At 71.7% G+C, this 25,159-nt stretch carries 26 protein-coding genes; 8 read left to right on the forward strand and 18 right to left on the reverse strand.

The window, feature by feature from the left end; all coding sequences use genetic code 11:
- Positions 1–36 precede the first annotated feature (36 nt).
- The 11 genes from IEZ20_RS12045 to IEZ20_RS12095 form a co-directional block, all read right to left on the reverse strand.
- Complete coding sequence (locus tag IEZ20_RS12045) at positions 37–1,053, reverse strand: asparaginase (RefSeq protein ID WP_189297437.1); 1,017 nt, start codon at positions 1,051–1,053, stop codon at positions 37–39.
- A 41-nt stretch (positions 1,054–1,094) separates the two neighbouring features.
- A complete protein-coding gene (locus tag IEZ20_RS12050) occupies positions 1,095–2,534 on the reverse strand; it encodes an amino acid permease (protein WP_189297439.1) in 1,440 nt (479 codons plus the stop codon).
- Positions 2,531–3,208, reverse strand: a complete 678-nt coding sequence (locus IEZ20_RS12055; RefSeq protein WP_189297812.1) for a FadR/GntR family transcriptional regulator — start codon at positions 3,206–3,208, stop codon at positions 2,531–2,533. The genes IEZ20_RS12050 and IEZ20_RS12055 overlap by 4 nt, the downstream gene beginning before the upstream one ends.
- A gap of 173 nt (positions 3,209–3,381) precedes the next feature.
- A complete protein-coding gene (locus IEZ20_RS12060) occupies positions 3,382–4,218 on the reverse strand; it encodes an undecaprenyl-diphosphate phosphatase (protein ID WP_189297441.1) in 837 nt (278 codons plus the stop codon).
- Positions 4,219–4,291: 73 nt separating this feature from the next.
- Entirely contained in the window at positions 4,292–4,666 is a 375-nt protein-coding gene (gene crcB, locus IEZ20_RS12065; protein WP_189297443.1) for a fluoride efflux transporter CrcB, read from the reverse strand.
- Positions 4,663–5,049, reverse strand: coding sequence for a DUF190 domain-containing protein (locus IEZ20_RS12070; RefSeq protein WP_189297445.1), 387 nt, complete (start codon positions 5,047–5,049; stop codon positions 4,663–4,665). The genes crcB (IEZ20_RS12065) and IEZ20_RS12070 overlap by 4 nt, the downstream gene beginning before the upstream one ends.
- The gene (gene crcB / locus IEZ20_RS12075) at positions 5,046–5,507 is read right to left on the reverse strand and encodes a fluoride efflux transporter CrcB (protein WP_189297447.1); all 462 of its coding nucleotides are present in this window, start codon (positions 5,505–5,507) and stop codon (positions 5,046–5,048) included. The genes IEZ20_RS12070 and crcB (IEZ20_RS12075) overlap by 4 nt, the downstream gene beginning before the upstream one ends.
- Positions 5,508–5,574: 67 nt before the next feature.
- On the reverse strand, positions 5,575–6,534 hold the full coding sequence (locus IEZ20_RS12080; protein ID WP_189297449.1) for an SMP-30/gluconolactonase/LRE family protein: 960 nt from the start codon (positions 6,532–6,534) through the stop codon (positions 5,575–5,577).
- A 185-nt stretch (positions 6,535–6,719) separates the two neighbouring features.
- Complete coding sequence (locus IEZ20_RS12085) at positions 6,720–7,007, reverse strand: helix-turn-helix domain-containing protein (RefSeq protein WP_189297451.1); 288 nt, start codon at positions 7,005–7,007, stop codon at positions 6,720–6,722.
- A gap of 188 nt (positions 7,008–7,195) precedes the next feature.
- Positions 7,196–8,758 carry a glycosyl hydrolase 53 family protein gene (locus IEZ20_RS12090; protein ID WP_189297453.1) on the reverse strand — a complete coding sequence of 521 codons (1,563 nt, stop codon included), beginning with the start codon at positions 8,756–8,758 and terminating at the stop codon, positions 7,196–7,198.
- Between the two features lie 109 nt (positions 8,759–8,867).
- The gene (locus IEZ20_RS12095; RefSeq protein WP_189297455.1) at positions 8,868–10,889 is read right to left on the reverse strand and encodes a beta-galactosidase; all 2,022 of its coding nucleotides are present in this window, start codon (positions 10,887–10,889) and stop codon (positions 8,868–8,870) included.
- Positions 10,890–11,123: 234 nt separating this feature from the next.
- Here IEZ20_RS12095 and IEZ20_RS12100 point away from each other — a divergent pair, with 234 nt between their 5' ends.
- From IEZ20_RS12100 to IEZ20_RS12125, 6 genes are all read left to right on the forward strand, one after another.
- Entirely contained in the window at positions 11,124–12,440 is a 1,317-nt protein-coding gene (locus tag IEZ20_RS12100) for an ABC transporter substrate-binding protein (protein ID WP_189297457.1), read from the forward strand.
- Entirely contained in the window at positions 12,437–13,363 is a 927-nt protein-coding gene (locus IEZ20_RS12105) for a carbohydrate ABC transporter permease (protein WP_189297460.1), read from the forward strand. The genes IEZ20_RS12100 and IEZ20_RS12105 overlap by 4 nt, the downstream gene beginning before the upstream one ends.
- Positions 13,360–14,265, forward strand: a complete 906-nt coding sequence (locus IEZ20_RS12110; protein WP_189297462.1) for a carbohydrate ABC transporter permease — start codon at positions 13,360–13,362, stop codon at positions 14,263–14,265. The genes IEZ20_RS12105 and IEZ20_RS12110 overlap by 4 nt, the downstream gene beginning before the upstream one ends.
- Complete coding sequence (locus tag IEZ20_RS12115) at positions 14,262–15,293, forward strand: LacI family DNA-binding transcriptional regulator (RefSeq protein ID WP_189297464.1); 1,032 nt, start codon at positions 14,262–14,264, stop codon at positions 15,291–15,293. The genes IEZ20_RS12110 and IEZ20_RS12115 overlap by 4 nt, the downstream gene beginning before the upstream one ends.
- Positions 15,294–15,433: 140 nt before the next feature.
- The gene (locus tag IEZ20_RS12120) at positions 15,434–15,784 is read left to right on the forward strand and encodes a VOC family protein (protein ID WP_189297466.1); all 351 of its coding nucleotides are present in this window, start codon (positions 15,434–15,436) and stop codon (positions 15,782–15,784) included.
- 74 nt (positions 15,785–15,858) lie between these two features.
- Positions 15,859–16,257, forward strand: coding sequence for a MarR family winged helix-turn-helix transcriptional regulator (locus IEZ20_RS12125; RefSeq protein WP_189297468.1), 399 nt, complete (start codon positions 15,859–15,861; stop codon positions 16,255–16,257).
- A 66-nt stretch (positions 16,258–16,323) separates the two neighbouring features.
- Here the strand turns inward: IEZ20_RS12125 and pqqB are convergent, their stop codons facing one another.
- The 5 genes from pqqB to IEZ20_RS12150 form a co-directional block, all read right to left on the reverse strand.
- On the reverse strand, positions 16,324–17,214 hold the full coding sequence (gene pqqB, locus IEZ20_RS12130; protein WP_189297470.1) for a pyrroloquinoline quinone biosynthesis protein PqqB: 891 nt from the start codon (positions 17,212–17,214) through the stop codon (positions 16,324–16,326).
- A 189-nt stretch (positions 17,215–17,403) separates the two neighbouring features.
- Positions 17,404–17,802 carry an SseB family protein gene (locus IEZ20_RS12135; protein WP_189297472.1) on the reverse strand — a complete coding sequence of 133 codons (399 nt, stop codon included), beginning with the start codon at positions 17,800–17,802 and terminating at the stop codon, positions 17,404–17,406.
- 175 nt (positions 17,803–17,977) lie between these two features.
- A complete protein-coding gene (locus tag IEZ20_RS12140; protein WP_189297474.1) occupies positions 17,978–18,535 on the reverse strand; it encodes an isochorismatase family protein in 558 nt (185 codons plus the stop codon).
- 40 nt (positions 18,536–18,575) lie between these two features.
- Complete coding sequence (locus tag IEZ20_RS12145) at positions 18,576–20,084, reverse strand: purine-cytosine permease family protein (RefSeq protein WP_189297476.1); 1,509 nt, start codon at positions 20,082–20,084, stop codon at positions 18,576–18,578.
- 105 nt (positions 20,085–20,189) lie between these two features.
- Positions 20,190–20,513 (reverse strand): DUF2795 domain-containing protein, encoded by a 324-nt coding sequence (locus IEZ20_RS12150; protein WP_189297478.1) that lies wholly within the window; start codon positions 20,511–20,513, stop codon positions 20,190–20,192.
- A gap of 212 nt (positions 20,514–20,725) precedes the next feature.
- Between IEZ20_RS12150 and IEZ20_RS12155 the strand changes: the two genes are divergently transcribed.
- A complete protein-coding gene (locus tag IEZ20_RS12155) occupies positions 20,726–20,920 on the forward strand; it encodes a DUF2795 domain-containing protein (protein ID WP_189297480.1) in 195 nt (64 codons plus the stop codon).
- 66 nt (positions 20,921–20,986) lie between these two features.
- Here the strand turns inward: IEZ20_RS12155 and IEZ20_RS12160 are convergent, their stop codons facing one another.
- Positions 20,987–22,696 (reverse strand): purine-cytosine permease family protein, encoded by a 1,710-nt coding sequence (locus IEZ20_RS12160; RefSeq protein WP_189297482.1) that lies wholly within the window; start codon positions 22,694–22,696, stop codon positions 20,987–20,989.
- Between the two features lie 451 nt (positions 22,697–23,147).
- Here IEZ20_RS12160 and IEZ20_RS12165 point away from each other — a divergent pair, with 451 nt between their 5' ends.
- Positions 23,148–23,966, forward strand: a complete 819-nt coding sequence (locus IEZ20_RS12165) for a CAP domain-containing protein (RefSeq protein ID WP_189297485.1) — start codon at positions 23,148–23,150, stop codon at positions 23,964–23,966.
- Here IEZ20_RS12165 and IEZ20_RS12170 read toward each other — a convergent pair.
- Entirely contained in the window at positions 23,933–25,132 is a 1,200-nt protein-coding gene (locus tag IEZ20_RS12170) for an MFS transporter (RefSeq protein WP_189297487.1), read from the reverse strand. The two genes, IEZ20_RS12165 and IEZ20_RS12170, sit on opposite strands and share 34 nt — an antisense overlap.
- Positions 25,133–25,159 lie beyond the last annotated feature (27 nt).

Consider the following 25,159-nt stretch of genomic DNA (forward strand, 5'->3'; position numbering starts at 1 on the left):
CGACGGCCGGCAGTCGTCATCGGAACGCGGGGGGGACTACGCGCAGGCGGTGAGCGGAACCGGATCCAGCGACCGCACCGGCCGCACGCATCCCACCGGCTCCCCGCCCCCGAGCAGCGGCTCCCCCGCGAACTCGGTCAGCAGAGCCGGGTCCACCCCGGCCCGTGCCAGCGCGGCCGCGGCGACCGGGACGCGGGCGCGGTTCGCCCCGTCGGCGATCTTGACCGCGACGGCCCGGCCGTCGGGCAGCGCGGCGACCTGTACGCCCTCGAAGCCGTCCTTGGCGAGCAGCCCGGGCACGGCCCGCATGAGCGCGGCGACGTCGCGGCCGGAGCCGGAGGCCATCTCGGCGTGCTCGCGCATCGCGTCGGCGACCCGGGCCTCGGGGGTGCCGGGCGCGGCCGTGGTGATCCGGGCGAGGGCGCGGGCGAGGCCGTGCAGGGAGATGGAGAACAGCGGGGCGCCGCAGCCGTCCACGGTGACCCGGGCGACGCGCTGGCCGGTCAGGTCCTCGACGGTCGCGGCGACGGCCTGCTGCAGCGGGTGCGCCGGGTCCAGGTAGTCCTGCAGGGACCAGCCGTTGAGCCGGGCGGTCCAGAGCATGGCCGCGTGCTTGCCGGAGCAGTTCTGGGCGAGGCGGGAGGGCAGCCGGCCCTCGCGGATCCAGGCGTCCCGGACGACCGGGTCGAACGGCATGTCGGGCACGTTGCGCAGGTCGTCCTCGGTGAGATCGGCGAGTTCGAGGATGCGCCGGGTGCCGGCGAGGTGGCGCTCCTCGCCGGAGTGGCTCGCGGCGGCCAGCGACAGCAGTTCGCCGTCGAGCGGAAGGCCGGCCCGCAGCATGGCCACGGCCTGGAGGGGCTTGACGGCCGAGCGCGGGTAGAAGGCGGCCTCGATGTCGCCGAGCTGGAACTGCACCTGGCCGTCGGCGCCGAGGACGACGACGGAGCCGTAGTGGATGCCCTCGACGACCCCGCCGCGGACGAGGTGGGCGACGGGGGCGTGGAGGGGTTCGCGGACGACGGGGGCGTCGGCGGGGGAACTGCTGTACATCACTGCCTGGAATCGGGGGTCGGGGGCGGCCGGAACGCGGGTCACGCGTCGGCGCCGGTGGATGTGCGGGCTATGCGGGCGCGGATGGTGTACCAGCCCGCGACCAGTGCTGCGACGATCAGCGGCAGACAGAGCACGGTGGTGCGTCCGGCGCCGCCGTCGGCGTACATGAGGACCAGGACGGAGGCGAGGAACGCCAGCGTCACGATCTCGGTCCAGGGGGAGCCCGGCAGACGGTACGACGGCCGGGCCAGCTCGCCGCTGCGGGTCTTCCGCCAGAAGAGCAGGTGGCAGACCATGATCATGCCCCAGGTCGCGAGGATGCCGATCGCCGCGAAGTTGAGGACGATCTCGAACGCGTCGGCGGGGACCACGTAGTTCAGGCCCACGCCGAGGACACAGATACCGCTGGTGAGCAGGATTCCGCCGTACGGGACCTGGCTGCGGCTCATCCGGGCGGTGAACTTCGGGGCGGAGCCGCTCATCGCCATGGAGCGCAGGATGCGGCCGGTGGAGTACAGGCCGGAGTTCAGGGACGACATGGCCGCGGTCAGGACGACCAGGTTCATCACGCCGCCCGCCGCGGGGACCCCGATGTGGGACAGCACCGTGACGAAGGGGCTCTCGCCGGCGGCGTACTCGTTCCACGGGAGGAGCATCGACAGCAGGACCACGGAGCCGACGTAGAACAGGCCCACGCGCCACATGATCGAGTTGATCGCCTTCGGCATGATCTTCTCGGGGTTTTCGGTCTCGCCGGCGGCCACGCCGACCAGTTCGACGGAGGCGTAGGCGAAGACGACGCCCTGGATGATCAGCAGCATGGGCAGCAGACCGCTCGGGAAGACGCCGCCGTTGTCGGTGATCAGGGACGGGCCGGGCTGGTGGCCGTCGACCGGGTGCTGCGTGACCAGCAGGAAGATGCCGATGCACATGAAGACGACGAGCGCGCTGACCTTGACGATCGCGAACCAGAACTCCAGTTCGCCGAAGATCTTGACGGAGATCAGGTTGACGGTCAACACGACCGCAAGGGCGATCAATGCGATCAACCACTGCGGGACGTCGGAGAACATGCCCCAGTAGTGGGTGTAGGTGGCGACCGCCGTGATGTCGGCGATACCGGTGGTGGCCCAGTTGAGGAAGTACATCCAGCCCGCGGTGTAGGCGCCCTTCTCGCCCAGGAACTCCCGGGCGTACGACACGAAGGCGCCGGAGGAGGGGCGGTACAGGACGAGTTCGCCGAGGGCGCGGACGACCAGGAAGGCGAAGACGCCGCAGACGGCGTACGCGATGAAGAGGGAGGGCCCGGCGTCGGCGAGCCGGCCGCCCGCGCCGAGGAAGAGGCCGGTGCCGATGGCACCGCCGATGGCGATCATGTTGACGTGCCGGTGCTTCAGGCCTTTGCTGTAGCCGGCGTCTCCGGCGTCGACATGGCCGGACGAGGGGCGCGTCTCGTCTTTGAGGTGCTGCTCGCTCACGCCTCGGGTCCGCCTTCCGTTGGGGAGTCCGTCCGCTGGGGACGGACGATGTCGGTGAGGGTCGTCTCGACGCGGTCCAGGTGGTGGCTCATGGCCTCCGCCGCGTCGCGTTCGGAACCGTCGACCAGCGCCTCCACGATCGCCCGGTGCTCGCGGTTGGACTGCTCGCGGCGCCCGCCCAGCTCGTTGAGGAAGGCCGACTGACGCGCCAGTGCGTCGCGGATCTCCTCGATGACCCGGCGGAAGACCGGGTTCTGGGCGGCCTCGGCCACGGCGAGGTGGAAGAGGGTGTCCATCGCGACCCAGGCGGTGGTGTCCGCCTCCCGCTCCATGCGGTCGAGCAGGTGGGCCAGGTGGTCCAGGTTCTCCGGGGTGCGGCGCAGGGCCGCGTACCCGGCGACCGGGATCTCGATGTGGCGGCGCACTTCGAGCAGGTCGCTGGCCGCGTAGTCGCCGAAGGTGGGGTCCTCGACGGTGTTCGCGACGACGAAGGTCCCCTTGCCGGTCCGGGAGACCGTGAGGCCCATCGTCTGCAGCGCGCGCAGCGCCTCGCGCAGCACGGGCCGGGACACCTCCAGGGTGCGGCACAGCTCGGCCTCGGAGGGGAGCTTGTCACCGATGGCGTACTGCCCGCGCTCGATGGCGCTGCGGAGGTGGTCGAGCACCGCTTCCATGGCACTGACGCGCCGGGGGACGAGACCACCTGTCTGGCTGTCTGACAGGTTCACGGGAGCGATCCTGCGGGGTGCGGGCAGGGGCTGTCAAGGCATCCGGTAAGGAAACATTCACGGGGTGCGGATGCCTGTATGCAGGCATCCGCACCCCGTGGGTGATCAGCGGCGTCGGTTCAGCTGCTGAGCGTGCCGGTGGCCAGCAGGCCGAGGAGGAGGACACCGACGACGATCCGGTAGATCACGAAGGCGTTGAAGGAGTGCTTGGCGACGAACTTGAGCAGCCAGGCGATGGAGGCGTACGCGACGACGAACGAGACGACGGTGCCGACGGCCAGCGGGGCGGCGCCGACGCCCGCGCCCAGGGCGTCCTTCAGCTCGTACAGGCCCGCACCGGTCAGGGCGGGGATGCCGAGGAAGAAGGAGAGCCGGGTGGCGGCGACGCGGTCCAGGTCCAGGATGAGCGCGGTGGACATGGTGGCGCCGGAGCGGGAGAAGCCGGGGAAGAGCAGGGCGAGGATCTGGGAGCAGCCGACCCACATCGCATCCTTGAAGGACGTGTCGTCCTCACCGCGCTTGTGCCGGCCCATCTGGTCGGCGGCCCACATCACGCCCGAGCCGACGATCAGCGATCCGGCGACGACCCACAGCGAGGCGAGCGGGCCGTCGATCAGGGGCTTCGCGGCCAGACCCACCACGACGATCGGGACGGTGGCGGCGATCACCCACCAGGCGAACTTGTAGTCGTGGTGGTAGCGCTCCTCGCGGTTGGTCAGACCGCGGAACCAGGCGGTGACGATCCGCCGGATGTCCTTGAAGAAGTACACGAGCACGGCGGCGATGGCGCCGACCTGGATGACGGCGGAGAACCCGACGACGGACTTGTCGTCGACGGGGATGTCCATGAGCCCCTCGGCGATCTTGAGGTGGCCGGTGGAGGACACGGGGAGGAACTCGGTCACCCCCTCGACTACTCCGAGGACGACGGCCTGACCGACGGAGATGGCGCTCATGGGATCCAGTTCTGAGGAGTTGGTCGACAGTGCTGTAGACACTAATTGCTGTGCCCGGCCGGGTGGCAAGCCCTCAGGCCCACAGGGCGCCGGCGAGTGAGGCCCCGGTAAAGGCTGCCGCGAGCCCCGCCGACACGCTTGCCACGACGTTCAGGGCAGCGTAGAGCCCCGAGCCCGCCTCGGTCAGCCGCAGGGTCTCGTAGGAGAAGGTCGAGTACGTCGTCAGCGCACCGCACAGCCCGGCGCCCACCAGGAGCCGCAGATCCGGCCCGGCGACCCCGGCGGAGACGGCACCGGTGAGCAGCCCCAGGACCAGGCAGCCGACCACGTTCACCACGAAGGTGCCCCAGGGGAACAGCGAGTCGTGGCGGGCCTGCACGGCACGGTCGGTGAGATAGCGCACGGGCGCGCCGACGACGGCTCCCGCGACGACCAGCAGCCAGTTCACAACGACTTCTTACCTTCCCCGTCCGTTCCGTCCGGGCCCGGGGTACGCCGGTGCGACCGGGGAAGGACGACCTCGCACTCCTCCAGGGTCACGAGGCCCTCGCCGACGAGCTCCTCCAGCTGCGGCAGGAAGGCCCGCACCCGCTCCTCGGCGTCCACGACGACCACCGCGACCGGCAGGTCCTCGCTCAGCGACAGCAGGCGGGAGGTGTGGATGCGGGAGGAGGCGCCGTAGCCCTCGATGCCCCGGAAGACGCTGGCGCCGGCGAGTCCGGCGGCGTGCGCGCGGTGGACGATCTCGGAGTAGAGCGGTTTGTGGTGCCAGGTCTCGTTCTCGTCGACGTACACGGTGAGCCGGAGGGCGGGGCCGGTGAGGGATGTCATCGCTGCCTCCTGACGAGCAGCCCGCGGGCGGCGGCCGAGGCGAGCCACACCGCCGAGAGGGCCGCCAGGAGCGTCACGGCGAGATAGGCGAGGCCCAGCCCCGGGCGGCCGGCGTCGACCAGCCCGCGCGTGTCGACCGCGTAGGTGGAGAAGGTGGTGAAGCCGCCGAGGACGCCGGTGCCGAGGAACGGCCGCAGCAGCCGGTGGGCCGCCCACACCTCGGTGACCAGCACCATGAGCACGCCCATGGCGGCGCAGCCGGAGACGTTGGTCCAGAACGTCGCCCACGGGAAGCCGCCGGGGGGCGTCGGCAGGGCGAGCGTGAGCGCGTAGCGGGCCACCGCGCCGAGCGCGCCGCCGGCCGCCACGACCGCGACGACGGGCGCCTGCGCACGCCACTCGGGCCGTCGCGGCGGCGCCGGGCGGACGCCGCGGGTCTCCGTCTCCGGGGCTGTCATCTGGTACGTCTCCTCTTCGGCCCCTGCCCCGACGGGCGATCAAGGCCGGGACCAGGGTACCGCCGCCTCAGCCGGCGCCGGGCCGGGCGCAGACCGCCACCCCCGGCTCCTGGAGGCTGCCGAGCACCAGGTGGTCACCGACGGCGCACACACTGGTGACCATGCGGAAGCCGGAGCGCCGGCGGACGAGGTGGTGCACGGTGCGGCCCCGGTCGTCCACGGCGACGACGCCGACGGTCCCGCTCGGGCGGTACGGCGCGCGCACGACGGCCCGGGCGGCGGTCCGGCGGACGGCCGGCGGGGTGCGGTGCAGCAGGTCCAGCGGGGGGACGCGGGGGCTGGCCAGGGCCACCCAGACGGGACCGCCGGGGCCCTCGCGCCAGAGGTTGTCCGGCATGCCGGGCAGCTCGGCGAAGGGTTCGGCGCGGCCGGCGCGGGGACCGGTGAGCAGGAAACGGGTGAGGCGGCAGGAGCCGGTCTCGGCGATCACCAGGAAGGAGCCGTCGGCGCTCGGGGCGAGCCCGTTGGCGAACTGGAGCCCGTCCAGCACGACGTCGGGTTCCCCGCCCCCGGGGGCGAGCCGCAGCAGGCGCCCGGTGCCGGTGTGCTCGACGATGTCGCCGATCCACCGGCTCAGCGGGTAGCGGCGGCTGGAGACGGTGACGTACACGGTGCCGTCGGGCAGGGCGACGGCGTTGCTGCAGAAGCGGAGCGGCTCCCCCGCGAGGGTGTCCACGAGGACGCGGACGGTGCCGTCGTCCGTGCCCACGCGCAGCAGGCCGCGTTCCGCGTCGCACACCAGCAGGTCGCCGTCCGGCAGCGGTTCGAGCCCGAGGGGACGGCCGCCGGTCTCGGCCAGCACCTCCACGCGGGCGGTGCGCGGGTCGCCGAGGTGGTGGACGCGGAGGATGCGTCCGTCCGCGACGCCGGTCAGCACGCGCCCGTGCGGATCGGCGACGACGTCCTCGGGGCCGCGGGCGCCCAGGGCGACGTAGTGGAGCGGCACGAGTGCCGTCGGTCGGTCCATGCGCGGTCCCTCCTCCGTCGGGGACCCCTGCGCCCCCCTGCCGTCCCCCGCCGTACCCTGCCGTCCCCCGCCGCACCCTGTCGTCCCCCGCCGCACCCTGCCGCATCCTGCCGTGCCGTGCCCGCCGTGCCGTGTCCTGCTGTGCCGTGGCCTCCCCCGCCGTCAACTGCCCGCGGCCGCCGCCGTCACCAGCCCTTCTCGAACATCCGGGCCACCTCGGCGATGCGGATCTCGTCGCGCCGGTAGTAGGTGCGGCAGCGCGTCCGGTGGGTGCGCAGGAGGCCGAGGCGGGTGAGGAGGTCCAGGTGGGAACGGGCGGTCCGGCAGGGCACGCCCAGCTTGGCGGCGACGGCCCGCGCGGTGACGCCGGTCTCGGCGGGGCCGCGGTGGCGCGCCGCGGGGAAGTGCGCCGGCGGGTCCTTGAGCCACTCCAGGATGGTCTGCCGCATCCGGCCCGAGGGAGTACCCGTCATCCGTCCGCCCTCCGTTGCCGGCCTCCTCGTACGCAGTGTTCCCACTGTGGCCCCGGCGACGCGGTCCCGTCCGGGACTCCGCGGCCGTTGTCCGGTACCGAACGGCCGTGCGACCGAGGAGGGTTCCCGTCCGCCCGCGCACGACGGGGCCCGGCCGCGGGGTGCGGCCGGGCCCCGTCACGCACGGCTCAGCGGTGGCCGAACCACGTCATGGAGGAGAGCGCCTTGTCGTCGTAGCCGAACAGGGCCTGGTTCTCCCAGCCGTTGCCGGACCCGGCATCCGTCGGGTCCCAGCCGTTGCCGTTGACGGCGGTCCAGGTCGCCTCCCAGTAGAAGACGCCGAGCCCGCGACCGTTCGGGGCGGCCTCCACGATGCTCGCCACGTCGTTCATCCACTTGGTCTGGCCGGCCACGGTCGCCGGGTAGCCGGAGACCAGCTCGCCGGTGGTGTCGATCTGGTTGGTGAGCGAGTCGTCGCTGTCGAGACGGAACGGGTAGGCCGTCTCGGCGACGAACACCGGCTTGCCGTAGCGGGAGGCCGCGTCGTCCAGGGTGGTCTGGAAGTCGGACAGCGGACCGTGCCAGTAGCCGTAGTACGACAGGCCGATCGCGTCGAACTTCACGCCGTTGGCCACCGCGTTGTCGAACCACCACTCGGTGCCGGCCTTGTCCCCGCCCTTGGCCAGGTGCAGCGCGACGAGGGTGGACGAGTTGACCGCCTTGACGGCGTCGTAGCCGGAGTTGATCAACCCGGCGAGCTGGCTCCAGTGGTCCGTGGATCCCTCGGACCACAGCATGCCGCCGTTGATCTCATTGCCCACCTGGACCATGTCGGCGGTGGTGCCTTGCGCCTTCAAGGCGTTCAGCACGTCGTACGTGTGGTTGTACACGTCCGTCTTCAGCTGGCTGTAGGTGTGGCCCGCCCATGCGGCCGGTTTCGTCTGGGCTCCCGGGTCGGCCCAGGTGTCCGAGTAGTGGAAGTCGACCAGGAGCTTCATGCCCTGCGCCTTGACGCGCTTGGCGGTGGCGAGGACGTGCGCCTTGTCGTTGAAGCCGTCGGCCGGGTTCACCCAGACCTTCAGGCGCGCGTAGTTCATGCCGGACGACTTGAGGATCGACAGGGCGTCGCCGGTGGCACCGGAACTCGTCCGGTAGACGCCGCCCTTGGCCTCGCTCTTGGCGAGGGAGGACACGTCGGCGCCGTGGACGGATGTACCGGTCGTGCCGGACGTGAAGGTCAGATCGTCAACATTGATCCAGTTGCCGGCGTTCGCGTCACTGTTGACGCTGATGGTGCACTGGTTGTTGGTCACCTTGACCGACGTGACGATCCGGATCCACCCACTGGACGATATGGGGAGATCCGTGCGCTGTTCCGCACTTCCGCAGTTCCTGAGCGCCATGTACGCGGCGTTCTGTCCTCCGCTGGAGCGGACCCACGCCGTGAGCGTGTAGTTCCCGTTGGTCAGCCCGGACAGGTACTGGTACGTCTCCACCTTGTACGCGGAGGAGGAGTAGTGGCTGAGGCGGTAACCGCCGCTGTGGCCGCCGGACTCGGTGTACGAGGCGCCGGTGTCGCCGTACTCGGACCAGCCCGCGGGGGCGGCCGAGCCGGTGCGGTCGGACTCGAAGCCGCCGTTGGTGAGGGTGCTCGCGGCCTGGGCGGTCTGTGCGGGCAGGGCGGTGAGGGCGAGCCCGGCCGCGAGCGGCGGCAGCAGGGCCCTGATGGTGCGTCTGGGATGGAACTTCATCGTCCGTCGTCCCTTCGACGTAACTGGGGAGGGGTGTCCTCCGGTGGGGCTGGAGGAGAACCCCTCCGCCCACGGCTCTCGTGGCACACGCGGGCGGAGGGGAGCCGGCTCAGCCGTCGAGTCGTACGACCCGGACGGCCCCCGCCGGGACCGCGAGGCGGCCCGCGGCGTGTTCGCCCGTCAGCAGCTCGGTGCCGGGCGCGTCCAGCGGCACCTTGGTGTCGCCGGCGGTGTGGTTGATGACGAAGAGGTAGCTGCCCGACTCACCGCGGCGGCGCACGACCTCGACGTCGCGGGGCAGGCCGGCGCGCGGGGCGAGACCGGCGTCGTCGGCCGCCCGGCCGAGCACCGCGTCCAGGTCCCGGGCGTGGAGGCGGGTGGAGACGTACCAGGCGGTGCCCCGGCCGTACCGGTGGCGGGTGACGGCCGGGCGGCCCGCGGTGAGCCCGTCGGCGTACGCCCACACGGTCTCGGCGCCGCGCGGGACGACGAACTCCGTCCACACGTCCCCGGTCAGGCCGGAGCCGTCCGGAGCGGTCAGAGAGACCCGCTCGTCCTTGAGCAGCGGCGAGAACTCCTCCACGGTGAGCCCCAGGACATCGCGCAGGACACCCGGGTAGGCGCCGTCGTGGACGGCGTCGTGCTCGTCCACGATGCCGGAGAAGTACGACACCACGAGCGTGCCGCCGTTCTCGACGTACTCCCTGACGTTGTTCCCGGCGGCCTCGGTCATCAGGTACAGGGCCGGCACCACGACCAGCGGGTACCGCGACAGGCCGGCTTCCGGGTGGGCGAAGTCGACGGTGAGGTGGCGGTCGTAGAGGGCCTCGTAGAAGGAGTCGGCGCGCTCACGCGCGTCGTGGTCCTCGCTGGGGCGCCAGGCGAGGTTCTGCGCCCACCAGGACTGCCAGTCCCACAGCATGGCCGCGTCGGCCTCGGTGCGGGTCCCCCGGATCCCTTCCAACGCGGCCACCGAGGCGCCGAGTTCGGTGACCTCGCGCCAGACACGGGTGTCGGTGCCGCCGTGCGGCAGCATCGCCGAGTGGAACTTCTCGGCGCCGCGCCGGGACTGGCGCCACTGGAAGAACATCGCGCCCTCGGAGCCGCGCGCCACGTGGGCGAGGGAGTTGCGGGCCATCTGCCCGGGGGCCTTCGCGGGGTTGCGGGGCTGCCAGTTGACGCCCGAGGTGGAGTGCTCCAGCAGCAGCCAGGGGGCGCCGCCGGCGACCGAGCGGGTGAGGTCGGCGGCCATGGCGAGGTTGACGTGGGTGCGGCGGCCGTCGGTGATCAGGTAGTGGTCGTTGGTGACGAGGTCGACCTCGCGGCCCCACGCCCAGTAGTCCATGGAGTCGCACTGGCTCAGCGCGGTCATGAAGTTGGTGGTGACCGGCACGCCCGGTGAGAGGCGGTGCAGGATGTCGCGCTCGGCGCGGAAGTTCTCCCGGATGGTGGCGTCGGCGAACCGCCTGTAGTCGAGGGCCTGGCCCGGGTTGCCGACGGTCGGGGTGGCCCGGGGCGGGTTGATCTGCGCGAAGTCGGTGTAGCGCTGGCCCCAGAAGGCCGTGCCCCAGGCTTCGTTGACGGCCTCCACGCTGCCGTAGGTGTCCGCGAGCCAGCGGCGGAAGTGGTCCGCGCAGGACTCGCAGTAGCAGGCCGACACGGGAACGCCGTACTCGTTGTGGACGTGCCACATCGCGAGCGCCGGGTGGTCGCCGTAGCGCTCGGCGAGCTTCGTGGTGATGCGGGCGGCGGCCGCGCGGTAGTCGGCGTTGCTGTGGCAGATCGCGCCGCGCGAGCCGAACTCGTAGCGCACGCCCTCGGCGGTGACCGGCAGCGCTTCCGGGTGCGCGCGGTAGAACCAGACGGGCGGCACGACCGTGGGGGTGCCGAGGTCGACCCGGATGCCGTTGTCGTGGAGCAGGTCCAGCACCCGGTCCAGCCAGCCGAAGTCGTACGCGCCGGCCGCCGGCTCCAGCAGCGCCCAGGAGAAGATCCCGACGCTCACCATCGTGACGCCGGCCTCCCGCATCAGCCGGACGTCCTCCTGCCAGACGGATTCCGGCCACTGCTCGGGGTTGTAGTCCCCGCCGAAGGCGAGCCTGGTGAGGCCCCTGGGGCTGGTGTCCGGCATGGATGTCTCCCGGGTAATCGATCATTTGGGAACGTGCACACACAGGATCGGCGGTGCGAGCCCAACATAACCGCACAGCAACAACCATTGACAAGTGTCCGGGATGTTTCTCTACTGTGAACGCTCACAGAAGCATGGCAGGGCTCCCCCGCGGCGAGCACCGGGCCATGTGAACGTGCACATCTGCATGGCAGGTCCCCGCAGCGGGCGGGGACCCAGGTCAGGGGAGAAACCATGCCGCACACGAAGCGCCGTCGCCTCGTGACAACCGCCGTCGCCGTGTCCCTCGGCGCGACCGCCCTCGCCGCCTGCGGTTCCGAGGACGGCAGCAAGGCCGAGTCGGGTCCCGTCTCGCTGACGTACTGGACCTGGACACCCGGCATGGACAAGGTCGTGGACCTGTGGAACAAGGGGCCGGGGAAGAAGGACCAGATCACCGTCACGGTGAAGAAGCAGGCGTCCGGCGACACGCTGGTCACCAAGATCCTCACCGCGCACAAGGCGAAGAAGGCCCCGGACCTGGTGCAGGCCGAGTACCAGGCACTGCCGACGCTGGTCAGCAACGACGCCCTCGCCGACATCTCCGGCGAGGTCGGCGACGTCAAGGACAAGTTCGCCGAGGGCGTCTGGCAGCAGACCACGCTCGGCACGGACGCGGTCTACGCGGTGCCGCAGGACATCGGACCGATGATGTTCTACTACCGCGAGGACCTGTTCAAGCAGTACGGCCTGAAGGTCCCCACCACCTGGGAGCAGTTCGCCGAGACCGCCCGCCGGCTGAAGAAGAAGGCGCCGGACAAGGACCTGACCACCTTCTCCGCCAACGACTCCGGCCTCTTCGCGGGGCTCGCCCAGCAGGCCGGTGCCAAGTGGTGGACCACCTCCGGCGACAAGTGGAAGGTCGGCATCGACGACGCGGCCACCCAGAAGGTCGCCAGGTTCTGGGGCGGGCTGGTCAAGGAGGGCGTCGTCGACAACCAGCCGATGTACACCCCGTCCTGGAACAAGGCGTTGAACACGGGCAAGCAGATCGCCTGGGTCAGCGCCGTGTGGGCGCCCGGCACGCTGAACACGGCGGCGCCGGACACCAAGGGCAAGTGGGCCATGGCCCCGCTCCCCCAGTGGTCGCTCGACCAGGACGTCACCGGCAGCTGGGGCGGCTCCTCGACGGCGGTCACCACCGACTCCGCGCACAAGGAGGCCGCCGCCAAGTTCGCGACCTGGCTGAACACCGACCACGACGCCCTGAACGCGCTGGCGAAGGAGGGCGGCATCTACCCGGCCTCCACCTCCGCGCAGCTCAGCGGCGCCTTCTCCAACCCGCCCGCGTACTTCTCCAACCAGGCGGACTTCTACACCAGGGCCGCCGGCATCGCGAAGACCACCGCGCCGTCCGCGTGGGGTCCGAACGTCAACGTCGCCTACACGTCCTTCAAGGACGCCTTCGGCGCCGCCGCCAAGAACAAGTCGGACTTCGCCGCCGCCCTGAAGACGATGCAGGACGACACGGTCGCCGACATGAAGAAGCAGGGCTTCGAGGTTTCTCAGTGAGCAGCTCCACCAGCCGGAGGTCGTACGGGGTCAAGGGGGCCCCGTACGGCTTCCTCCTCCCCGCCACGATCCTGTTCGCCCTCTTCTTCGCGCTGCCCATCGGCTACGCGGTCTGGCTCAGCTTCCGCAAGGTGCACGTCTCCGGTCTCGGCCTGGGGCCGGGCGCGCGGCAGGAGGTGTGGGCCGGTCTCGAGAACTACACCGGCGCCTTCCGGGACAGCGAGCTGCTGGACGGAGCGCTGCGCGTACTCGGCTACGGCTGCGTCGTCGTCCCCGTGATGCTGGGCCTCGCGCTGCTGTTCGCGCTGATGCTGGACTCCGACAGGGTGAGGCTCGCCCCGTTCACCCGGCTCGCGATCTTCCTGCCGTACGCCATTCCCGGCGTGGTGGCCGCGCTGCTGTGGGGCTTCCTGTACCTGCCGGACGTCAGCCCGTTCTACTTCGTGCTCGACAGGCTGGGCCTGCCGCAGCCGGACCTGCTGGACGGCGGTCCGCTGTATCTCGCCCTGTCGAACATCGCGGTCTGGGGCGGCACCGGCTTCAACATGATCGTCATCTACACCTCGCTCAGGTCGATCCCGGCCGAGGTGTACGAGGCGGCGAAGCTGGACGGCGCGACCCCGCTGCAGATCGCGCTGCGGATCAAGATCCCGATGGTGGCGCCCTCGCTGGTGCTGACCTTCTTCTTCTCGATCATCGCGACGCTCCAGGTGTTCAACGAGCCGACCACCCTGAAGCCGCTCACCAACTCGGTCAACACGACCTGGAGCCCGCTGATGAAGGTGTACCAGGACGCCTTCGGCCGGAACGACATCTACTCGGCGGCGGCCGAGGCCACGCTGATCGCCGTGGTCACGCTGCTGCTGTCGTTCGGCTTCCTGCGGGCCGCGAACCGACGGAACAAGCAGGAGGCAGCGGGATGAGCACCCTCGCCGTCCGCAAGGCCGCACCGGCCGCCGGCACCACCCCCGGTACGGCGCAGGGCCCTCCGCTGCGCCGCCGGATCGCCTTGATTCCCACGGTCACACTGCTGCTGGGCGCGATCTACACCCTTCTCCCGGTCGCCTGGGTGGTGATCGCCTCGACGAAGTCCGGGCACGAGCTGTTCTCCACGTTCACCTTCCTGCCCGGCACCGGCTTCGCCGACAACCTGAAGGACCTCGACGCCTACCGGGACGGCGTCTACTGGACGTGGATGGGCAACTCCGCCCTGTACGCCGGTCTCGGCGCCCTGCTGTCCACCGCCGTGTCCGCGTTCAGCGGCTACGCGCTCGCGACCTACCGCTTCAAGGGCCGCGAGACGATGTTCAACGTCCTGCTCGCGGGCGTGCTGATGCCGCCGGTGATCCTCGCGATCCCGCAGTACCTGCTGCTGGCGAAGGCCGACCTCACGGACTCCTACCTGTCCGTGCTGCTGCCGCAGATCCTCTCCCCGTACGGTGTCTACCTCGCGCGGATCTACGCGGCCGCCGCCGTGCCGGCCGACGTGGTGGAGGCGGGACGGATGGACGGGGCGAGCGAGTGGCGGATCTTCACCCGCATCGCGCTGCCGATGATGATCCCCGGCATGGTCACGGTGTTCCTGTTCCAGTTCGTCGCGATCTGGAACAACTTCCTGCTGCCGTACATCATGCTCAGCGACGACGAGAGGTTCCCGCTCACGCTCGGCCTGTACACGCTGCTGGAGCAGGGCGCGAACACGCCCGCGCTGTACACCCTCGTGATCACGGGCGCGTTCCTCGCGGTGCTCCCGCTGATCGCCCTCTTCCTGGTCATCCAGCGCTTCTGGAGCCTCGATCTGCTGTCCGGGGCCGTAAAGTCATGACCATGAGCCAAACGGGGGGCCGGCGCAGACCGCCGACGATCCATGACGTGGCGCGCGAGGCGGGCGTCTCGCGCGGCACCGTCTCGCGCGTGCTCAACGGCGGGCACTACGTCAGCCCCGCCGCCCAGGAGGCGGTCAACGCCGCCATCCGCAGGACCGGGTACGTCGTGAACCGGCACGCCCGTTCGCTGATCACCGGCCGCTCCGACTCGGTGGGCTTCCTGCTGACCGAGCCGCAGGAGCGGTTCTTCGAGGACCCCAACTTCAACGTCCTGCTGCGCGGCTGCACCCAGGCGCTGGCCGCGCACGACATCCCGCTGCTGCTGATGCTGGCGGGCACCGAGGACGAACGGCGGCGCATCACGCGGTACATCACCGCCGGGCACGTCGACGGGGTGCTGCTGGTCTCCAGCCACTCCGGTGATCCGGTCGCCGAGGAGCTGCGGGAGGCGGGGGTGCCGCTGGTGGCCTGCGGCAAGCCGATCGGGCTGGGTTCGAAGGTGAGTTACGTGGCGGCCGACGACCGGGACGGCGCCCGGGACATGGTCCGGCACCTGCTGTCGCTGGGCCGGCGCCGGATCGGCGTGGTCACCGGTCCGCTGGACACCCCGGGCGGTGTGGAGCGGCTCGCCGGGTACCGGGAGGTGCTCGCCGAGGCGGGCATCGCGGCCGACGAGCGGCTCGTCGTCTCCGGCGACTACAGCCGGGCCAGCGGTGAGGCGGGCGCGGAACGCCTGCTGGCGCAGGCACCCGACATGGACGCCGTGTTCGTCGCCTCCGACCTGATGGCGCAGGGTGTGCTGGCGGCCCTGCACCGGGCCGGGAGGCGGGTTCCGGAGGACATCGCCGTCGGCGGTTTCGACGACTCCCCGGCGGCGACCGCCGCCACCCCGGAACTCACCACGATCCGGCAGCCGTGGGACCGGATCAGCAACGAGATGGTGCGGGTGCTGCTGGCGCAGATAGGCGGCGAGGACCCGGCGGCGGTGATCCTTCCGACCGAGCTGGTCAGGCGCGCTTCCACGTGACGCCCGGTGCGGCGTTCCGGTCGGGACCTCGATCTTCGACCGGTCAGGATCGGAGAAGCCGTCGCGGGCTTCCGGGGCCTAGCGTGGGAGCACCGGCGGGGAGCCCGCCGGATCCCCGCCTCCCAGAAGGAGTGAGCACCATGGCTGCCGGCCTGCAGACGATCATCTACCCGGTGAAGGACCTGGAGCGCGCCAAGGCCCTGTTCGGCGCGCTGCTGGGCGTCGAGCCGTACGCGGACGAGCCGTACTACGTCGGTTTCAAGGCCGCCGGGCAGGACATCGGCCTCGACCCCAACGGCCACGCCAAGGGCATGACGGGCCCGGTGCCGTACTGGCACGTGACGGATCTGCGGGAGCGGCTCGCGGCGCTGCTGGCGGCGGGCGCCGAACTCCTCCAGGACGCGCAGGACGTCGGCGGCGGCCGGCTGATCGCCTTCGTGAAGGACGCCGACGGCAACCTCGTGGGGCTGCTGCAGGACCCGGGGGCCTGAGCCCCGGACGAACGCCTGCACCCAGCACTAGTTGCACACACAACGATTGGCCGGGTCGGTGCTACGGTGCGGTTATGGCAGTCACGACCGCCGACACCCGGCTCGAAGAACGCTGGCGGGACATCCTCGCCGTCCACGCGCGCACGATGTGCGAGATCGACCGTGCCCTGCACCCGCACGGGCTGGGCGCCAGCGACTTCGAGGTGCTGGACATCCTGGCGGCGGAATCGCCCGAGCAGGGGGATCAGTGCCGGGTGCAGAACCTGGTCGGCCGGGTCCACCTCAGCCAGAGCGCGCTGTCCCGGCTGATCGGCCGGCTGGAGAAGGACGGCCTGGTGGAACGCTCGGTGTGCGCGGAGGACCGGCGCGGGGTGTGGGTCGCGCTCACCCCCAAGGGCCGGGCGCTGCACGCGGAAGTGCTGCCGGTGCAGCGGGCGGTGCTGCGGCGCGCGCTGCCGGGGCAGGAGGGCTAGCCCCCCGGCGGCACAACCCCTGGGCCCTGTCCTCCCCCTGAGCCGCCCCCGGAAAGCCCCGGCTCGCTAGAGCACCAGCTCGGTGCCGTCCGGCAGGACCTCGGCGCCGTGCTCGGCCACGTGCGCGCGGGCGGCCGAGGCGGGGTCCAGCAGTGGGTTGGTGTTGTTCAGGTGGGTGTAGATCCGCCGCGCGCCGGGATGCCGGGCCAGCGCGGCGAGGGAGCCGTCCGGGCCGCTGACCGGGAGATGGCCCATGGCGGCCTGCCCGGCCCCGGAGCGCACCGCCGTCCCCATCTCGTCGGCGGCGAAGAACGTGCCGTCCACCAGCACGCAGTCGGCGTCGGCGCACAGCTCGTCCAGGGCGGGGCTCCAGGCGCCTACGCAGGGCGCGTAGACCAGCACTCCCCCGCTGGCCAGGTCCTCGACGCGGTACGCCGTCACCCACGGCTCCGTGGCCGCGGGCCCCTGCACCGGTACGTACTTCGGGATCTTCACACCCACCGGATGGGCCGTCACGACGAGTCCGCCGGCCAGGACGAAGCCCCCGTCGGCCAGGCTGTCGGCCCACTCCCACGGCGCGTAACGGCCGAGTGCGGCACGGGCGGGGGCGAGGACGGCGCGCACCGGCGGCGCGGCGTAGACCTTCAGCCCCGCCGCTCCGCGCAGCTCGGCGAGGCCGGCCACGTGGTCGGCCTCGGCGTCGGTGAGCAGCACTCCGCGCAGCGGGGTGTCCCGGGGGCCGGGGCCGGGCCACAGCGGCGGGGTGGCGCTGAGCTGGGTCCGCAGGTCGGGCGAGGCGTTCAGCAGCCACCAGTCCCGGCCGTTGCCGGTGACGGCGGCGCACTCCTGGCTCCGGGAGGGCAGCTTGCCGCCCCGGGCGGCGGTACAGAGCGCGCAGGCGCAGTTCCACTGCGGGAAGCCGCCCCCGGCGGCGGTGCCCAGCAGGACGACCCTCACGACCATCGGCTCCTTCGCTTTCGCCCGGACCTGTCTCCCGCTGGGATCTTCCCTCCCGGGCGGCCGGTGACTACCGGCGGCAGGGGGCAGTTCCGGCCGTCCTTCGGCGGCGGGTTTCCGGGTCGCGTCCGCGGGGTGCGGGTGGTGTGGGGGCCGTCCGTGCGGTCCCTGTCCTCTGCGAGGTCCGGATCAGCGGACCAGCAGGGTGCGCACCCCCTGCGAGGTGAGGGTCAGCTTGTGGGCGGAGCTGCCGTCGATGGCGAGGGAGAGGTCGCCCTCGGGCCACTGCGCGGCGAGGGCGCCGAGCGGGATCAGGCGGTAGCGCGAGACGAACGGCAGCAGGTCGGCCATCTCCCCCTCGGAGGTGAACACGGGGACGACCGGCTCGCCGCCGGGCTGTTCCAGGACGGGCAGGGCCACCGTCGTGGCGTCGGCGCCCTCCCCGTCCACCGCGTCGTCCGGTACCGGGACGAGTACGTCACTGCCGGCGAGAGTGTCCAGGGCGGCCTGGTCCTCGACATTCACGGCGAGCGCGTCCAGGGCCTGCTGGGCCGGCGTCGGCAGGTTCTCGTGTGCGGGTGTCTCCATGGCTGATCCCCAGGTAGCGGTCGTCGTACGGGCCGTCCGGGCAGGCTGCCGCCCGGGCGTGCTCCGCCTCGCGTACCCGGTGGGGTGCGGGGCATGCGTGGGGATCGGCGTCAGGTCCGGTGGGGAGACGGTGCGGGCGGCGGCAGAGGCGCCGCGGGCGTGGGCGGGGCGTCGGTCACGGCCCGGTCTCCGCGAGCAGGTCGGCGATGGTGGTGACCCGGACCAGCGGCCGGTACAGCTCCATCACCTGAAGGGCCCTGAGGTGGGAGTCGTCGTCGGCGCCGGCACAGGCGTCGGCCACGACCAGTACCTCGGTGCCCGCGTCGGCGGCGGCCAGGGCGGTGGACAGCACACAGCAGTCGGTGCTGACGCCGGCCAGGACCAGGCGGCCGTCCGGGCCGAGCCGGGCGGCGAGTTCAGGGGTCCACTTGCCGAAGGTGGTGGTGTCCAGGACGTGCTCGGCCAGGCCGGCGAACTCGTCGGTGAGGGCCCAGAGGCCGGCGCCGGGGGGCCGGCGGGCGAAGGGGAACCGGTCGTAGTAGGCGCGCCAGGCGCCGGCCGGCTGTGCGGGAGCCAGGAAGCGGGTGAAGGTGACCCGGCCGGAGAACGCCGGCAGCAGGGCGAGCACGCCGGCTGCCGCGTCGGCGTACCGGGGGGCGGCCCAGGGGCTCTCCGGATCGGCGAAGACACGCTGCATGTCGATCACGGCGAGATGGCCGGCGCTCACGCTCATGGGCGGGGCACCTCCTTCGGTACGGCGGCGTCGGCGGCGCTCACGGGTGCAGCACCTCCGCGTCGAGTGCCGGGCTCGGCTCCTGGGCCTCCTGGGCGCGGACCCGGTCCCGGCCCAGCAGCAGGGTGCCGAGGAAGGCGAGAGCGAGGGCGACCAGGACGCCCAGGTTGGCGTAGGCCCAGGCGCCGGTCTTGCCACCGAGGCCGAAGGGCTCCAGCAGATAGCCCTGCCAGGTCAGCCAGCGCGCGGCGGTGTTGGTGACCAGGCCCCAGCCGACGGCCGTGGCGGCGAGGGTGAGGACCAGCGGGCCGAGGGGGACGTCGCCGTAGCGGCCGTGCGGGCGGAACAGGTCGCCGTCGTCGTAGTCGCGGCGGCGCAGCGCCAGGTCGGCGAGCATGACGCCGGCCCAGGCGGCGATGGGCACGCCGAGTGTGGTGAGGAAACCCATGAACTGGCCGAGGAAGTCGTCGGCGAAGAACACGATGTAGATCGCGCCGGCGATCATCAGCACGCCGTCGAGGAGCGCGGCCAGATAGCGGGGCACCCGCAGGCCGGCCGAGAGCAGGGCCAGGCCGGAGGAGTAGATGTCGAGGACCGCGCCGCCGACCAGGCCGAGGACGGCGACCACGGCGAACGGCACCAGGAACGAGGTCGGCAGGAGGGTGGTCAGGGCGCCGATCGGGTCGGCCGCGATCGCCTTGCTCAGGTCCTCGGAGGAGCCGGCCAGCAGCAGGCCGAAGACCAGCAGGACCAGGGGGGCCAGGGAGGCGCCGAAGGTGGTCCAGCCGATCACTCCCCGGCTGGAGGAGCCGCGGGGCAGATAGCGGGAGTAGTCCGCGGCGGCGTTGATCCAGCCCAGGCCGAAGCCGGTCATCATGAACACGAGCGCGCCGATGAACTCCTGGGCCGACCCGGCCGGGATCGCGTCGACCGCGCTCCAGTGGATGTGGTCGGCGACGAGGGCGACGTAGAGGACCGTGAGGACGCCCGTGATCAGGGTGATCCAGGTCTGCAGCCGCATGATCAGGTCGAAGCCCATGACCCCGCCGACGACGGTCAGCGCGGCGACCACCAGGAGCGCGACCGCCTTGGTCTCGGTGCCCCCGCCCCAGCCGAGGCTGGTGAAGACGGTGGCGGTGGCCATCGTGGCGAGCGCGGTCAGGACGGTCTCCCAGCCGACGGTGAGTATCCAGGACACGACGGACGGCAGCCGGTTGCCGCGCACACCGTAGGCGGCCCGGCTGAGGACCATGGTGGGGGCCGAGCCGCGCTTTCCGGCGACCGCGGTGAAACCGCACAGCAGGAACGAGACGGCGATACCGAGCACCCCGGCGGCGAGGGCCTGCCAGAAGGAGATGCCGAAGCCGAGCGCGAAGGCGCCGTAGCTGAGGCCGAGGACGGAGACGTTGGCCCCGAACCAGGGCCAGAACAGGGAGCGCGGGGTGCCCCGGCGCTCCGCGTCCGCGATCACGTCGAGCCCGTGCGTCTCCACCTGGAGGGGGCGGCGGCCCGCGGCTCCGCTGCCGAGCGGGTCGTGCGGTTGGGTCATCGCCGGGGTACCTGCCCTGCCTGTCCGGACGTGTCGGATGACGATCACGCTAGGGCGGCCCCCAGGGGGCGTCAAGGCACCCAAGGTCGTACCCGGTTCACCCGGTCAGCGGTCGAACTCCTCCTGGATGGGTGTCCTCGGCTCCTCGCGCAGATGCAGGGAGAGCCCCGGTTTGCCGCCGTGCCGTGCCTGTTCCGCCCGCCGGGTGGCGTCGGTCCCCAGGTCCGAGTCGGGGTCCACGCGGAGCGACCGCGCCACGTCGTCGCGGCCGGTGTAGTCCTCGGCGGGCAGGGCGCGCAGGGCCTTGACGACCTCCTCGGAGGCCCCCGCCTGCCTGGCGGCCGAGACCAGCCGGTCCCTGGCGGCCGGGTAGGTGACCTCGTTCAGCGCGTCCAGCACCTCGGGGACGCTGGTGTGCGCAGTGCTCATGACGCCTCCCTACGCGCCGTCGCTCTCATCGGATGCTCCCGGTCCTCTCGCGCGGGACGCGCTGCTCGAAAGCCCCGGGTACCCGTGCGGCACGGAACCCATCACGCACGGAATCCCTGAATCCGCTTCCGCGGGATGGGTACCTGACCAGTCCGGCGCAGCATGCGGCGCCGGCCCGATGATCGTGCACCAACTCACCGCCTGGAGGAGCCATGGCGGGTATCACCCCACCTGACCTGCAGAAAGCCCTGTCGGGCGCGGACTACCCGGCCACTTCCGACCAGCTTCGGAAGGTCGCCGAGAACAACCACGCGTCCAAGGAGATCACCGAACGGATCTCCCACCTCGGCAAGAAGAAGTTCGAGAACCCCGCCGAGGTCAGCAAGGCCGTCTTCCGGAACGAGTGACGGCGAGCGCACAGGGATGCGCGGCGGCCGGGCGGCTTCCGCTCCGGCCGCCGCGCGGTGCGCGGCTCACCCGGGAGCGGGACCGCCGCCGGACCGCACCGTGGGCGGGGCGAGGAGGACCGGGCCGGGCGTGCCGCCCTTGCAGGAGTCGTGGCAGTCCTTCTCCAGGCTGCAGCACAGCGAGCAGACCGAGCCCTGGTGGAAGGGGCAGGCGGCCATGTCCGGCCGCTCGAAGTCGGTCGCGCACACCGCGCAGGTCAGCACGGCGGCGGAGGGCAGACCGTCCGGACCGAGCAGCGGCTCCTCCAGGTCGTCGGTGCGGGCGATGTAGTACCGGCCCTTGGTGAGCACGGCGAACAACGGTGAGAGCACCATGGCCAGGACCAGCGCGAGGAACGGCGAGAACGCCTTGCCGTAGGCGCCGAAGGCGTCGAAGTACGCGGCGACGGAGACCGCGGACGCGATCAGCATCGAGCCGAAGCCGACCGGGTTGAAGCGGTACAGGTGGGCCCGCTTGAACTCGATGTACGACGGGCTCAGCCGCAGCGGCTTGTTGATGACGAGGTCGGCGACGACCGCGCCGATCCAGGCGATGGCCACGTTGGAGTAGAAGCCGAGCACCGTGTTGAGGAAGCCGAAGACGCCGCCCTCCATCAGCGCGAGGGCGATGCCGACGTTGAGGAAGATGTAGACGACCCGGCCGGGGTGGCGGTGCGTCAGACGGGAGAAGAAGTTCGACCAGGACAGGGAGCCGGAGTAGGCGTTCGTCGAGTTGATCTTCACCTGGGACAGGATGACGAAGAAGGTGGCCAGGCCGAGGGCGACCGGCGCGGCGAACGTCCCGAAGCCGTGGACGTACTGCTGGATCGGCTCGTCGGCCTTGCCGAGCCCGACGCCGTCGGCGATGCAGAAGGCGAGGAAGGCGCCTCCGATCTGCTTCAGCGCCCCGAGAACCACCCAGCCGGGGCCGGCACCGAGCACCGCGGCCCACCACCGCCCGCTGTTCTCGGGGGTCTTGTCGGGCATGAAGCGCAGATAGTCGACCTGCTCCCCGATCTGCGCGATCAGCGACAGCGCGACGCCCGCGCCCGCCCCGACACCGAGCACGCTGATCGCCGAGCCGGTGGGCGAGTCACCCGCGAAGTGCGTGAACTCCGAGAATTTCGCGGGTTCCTGGATCGCCACGGACACGAACGGGGCGACCATCAGCACCAGCCAGACCGGCTGGGTCCACACCTGCATCCTCGACAGCGCGGTCATGCCGTAGACGACGAGCGGCAGGATGACCAGTGAGCAGACGACGTAGCCGACGGGGAGCGGGATGTGCAGGCCGAGTTCCAGGGCCTGCGCCATGATCGAGCCTTCGAGGGCGAAGAAGATGAAGGTGAAGCTCGCGTAGATCACCGAGGTGAGCGTCGAACCGAGGTACCCGAAGCCCGCGCCCCGGGTCAGCAGGTCCATGTCGATGGAGTACTTGGCCGAGTAGTACGAGATCGGGATCCCGGTGAGGAAGATGACCACCGCCGCGGTCAGGATCGCCACCAGGGCACTGGAGAAGCCGTGCGAGACGGCGATCGAGCCGCCGATGGCGAAGTCCGCGAGATAGGCGATGCCGCCGAGGGCCGTGGTGGCCACGACATACGGCGACCAGCGGCGGAAGGACTTGGGCGCGTAGCGCAGCGAGTAGTCCTCCAGCGTGTCGTTGCGCGTCCAGCCGTTGTACGTCCGACCGCCGGGCGGCTCCGGTGGCGCTTGGGTGTCGACGGTCTCCGTCACGGCGCTCCCCTCCTCCTGCGCTGCGCCCGGACGGTCCGGTGCAGTGCAGGAAGGTTCGTGCCGCGGTATTGCCCCGCTGTTTCGCGGCCTTTACAACACGGGGACCCGGTGGACGTGACATCCCTCACAGCGGAGTCGGCGACTAGGCGGGCGGCATAGTAGACGCGGCCTCCATGGCAAATGAGACATGTCCGTCTTGCCGTGGGCGACGGTCGGGGTCACGGCGACGCCGGACCGGCCTCCCGGCGACTCCTCCCATTCGTCCTCGCTCAGGTGTTTCTGACGCGGCGAAAGAGTTGCGCAAACATCGCGTTCGCGAAGTCGGCATCTCCGGGCTCGCCTGACAAGACCCGCGCGCCTCTACGAGGCGCGATAGTAGAGGCGGCCTTTGCGCTCCCTGTGACGCCGTCCCAACAATGAGCGCTCGGCGATCACCGAGTGAGGTTGACGAATGGGCCAGCACCGCAAAACGAAGCACTACCGGCGAATAGTCGTCGCCGCAGCAGCCGTCGGCGCCGTGGGCGTGCCGTCCGTCGCCCTGGCCTGTGCCGAGTGGCCGTACGGCACGCAGGACCCGGCACAGGCCGTCGCGACGAGCACGCCCGTGGGGCAGTGGCAGTACACCCCCGGGCATCACCACAGCAACGTGTACGACACCGGTGGCAGCGCGTACGACACCGGCGCGCCGCAGACCACCGCGCCGTCCACGCCCTTGACCACGGCACCGCCGAGCGCCCACCCCACCGCCACGAAGAAGGCCACGGTCCACCACCCGCGGCGGACAGCCACCCCCGGCACTGCGCAGGCCACCCCTTCCGCTCCTCCTTCCGCTTCTCCTTCCGCTTCCGCCGCCCCCGCCGCGCCGAGCACCCCGAAGCCGGCCGCCACGGCGTCCGGGGTCACCGGCGAGATCCTGCAGTTGGTGAACGACGAGCGGGCGAAGGCCGGTTGCCAGGCGCTGACCCTCGACCCGGCGCTGACCAAGGCCGCACAGGCGCACAGCGCGGACATGGCGTCCCACCAGAACATGTCGCACACCGGGTCCGACGGGTCGAACCCGGGCGACCGCATCACCGCCGCCGGCTACACCTGGAGCAGCTACGGCGAGAACGTCGCCTACGGCTACGGCACGGCGGAGCAGGTCATGGCGGGCTGGATGGCCAGCCCGGGCCACCGGGCCAACATCCTCAACTGCGGGTTCAAGGAGATCGGCGTCGGCCTCGCGCAGCCCGGCAGCTACTGGACCCAGGACTTCGGCACGGCACGCTGAGCGCCGGCGGCCGGCGCGTCGTCCCGGCCGCCGGGACCCGCTGGTTCGGGCAGGGCGCGCAGCAGCAGCCAGCTGAGCGCCGGCATCAGGACCAGCGGGGCCAGCGCGGTCCGCAGGGACGTCGCGTCGGCGACCCGGCCGATGAGGGGGCTCGCCAGTCCGCCGACGCTGACGGTCAGGCCGAGGGTGACGCCCCCGGCGGTGCCGACCCGCGAAGGCAGGTAGTCCTGGCCGAGGGTGACCTGGAGGGAGAACGGCACGTACAGACCGGCGGAGGTCAGGGCCACGCACAGGTACAGGGCGGGGCCGGGGACGAGGACGACGCCGGCGACCGCCGCGACCGAGAGCAGGTACGACCAGCGGCAGACCGTCACGCGGTCCCAGCGCCCGGCGAGCCGGCCGCCCAGCACGGAACCGGCCGCGCCGCCCACGTAGAGCACGCACAGCGCGGCCGTGCCGGCCGCCGTACCCCCGCCCGTGCGCTGCGCCGCGTACAGGGACAGGAAGCTGCTCAGTCCGGTGAAGACGACCGAGCGGCACACCACGGCCAGGGACAGTCTCAGGAAGGACGCCCTGTCGTCGGTGCCGTACGCCGGTGTGGTCCCGGTGAGGTGCCGCCGCTGCTCCGGTGCGCGCAGGACCGTCAGGTTCAGCGCCGTGCCGACGAGCGCGGGCAGCACCAGCAGCGGCGTCCAGGCGAGGCCGCCCGTGCCCACGACGGCGGTGACCAGGAGCGGGGCCAGGGCGAAGCCGGCGTTGCCGCCCAGGGAGAACCAGCCCATGGCGCTGTGGCCTCCCCCGCCGGCGAGCCGGGCCACGCGCGCGGACTCGGGGTGATAGGCGGCCACGCCGGCACCGGACACCGCCACGCAGACCAGCGTCAGCGCGTAGGAACCGCTGGTCCCGCACAGCGCGATGCCCAGCCCGGCCAGGAGGGTGGCGGCCGGCAGCAGCCAGGGAACGGGCCGGCGGTCGGTGAGCGCGCCGAACAGCGGCTGCGCCACCGAGGACAGCAGGGAGGCGGCCATGACGACCCCCGCGGCCGCGGCGTAGCCGTAGGAGCGCTCGGCGACGAGGAACGGGATCAGGGACGCCACGGCTCCCTGGTAGACGTCGACACAGGCGTGCCCGACGGACAGCAGGGTGATCGATGCTTTCCTTCGCACCCGGTCATGCTCCGGGCCCGCGGGGCT

Source organism: Streptomyces cinerochromogenes, from assembly GCF_014648635.1.
Classification (GTDB): Bacteria; Actinomycetota; Actinomycetes; order Streptomycetales; family Streptomycetaceae; genus Streptomyces; species Streptomyces cinerochromogenes.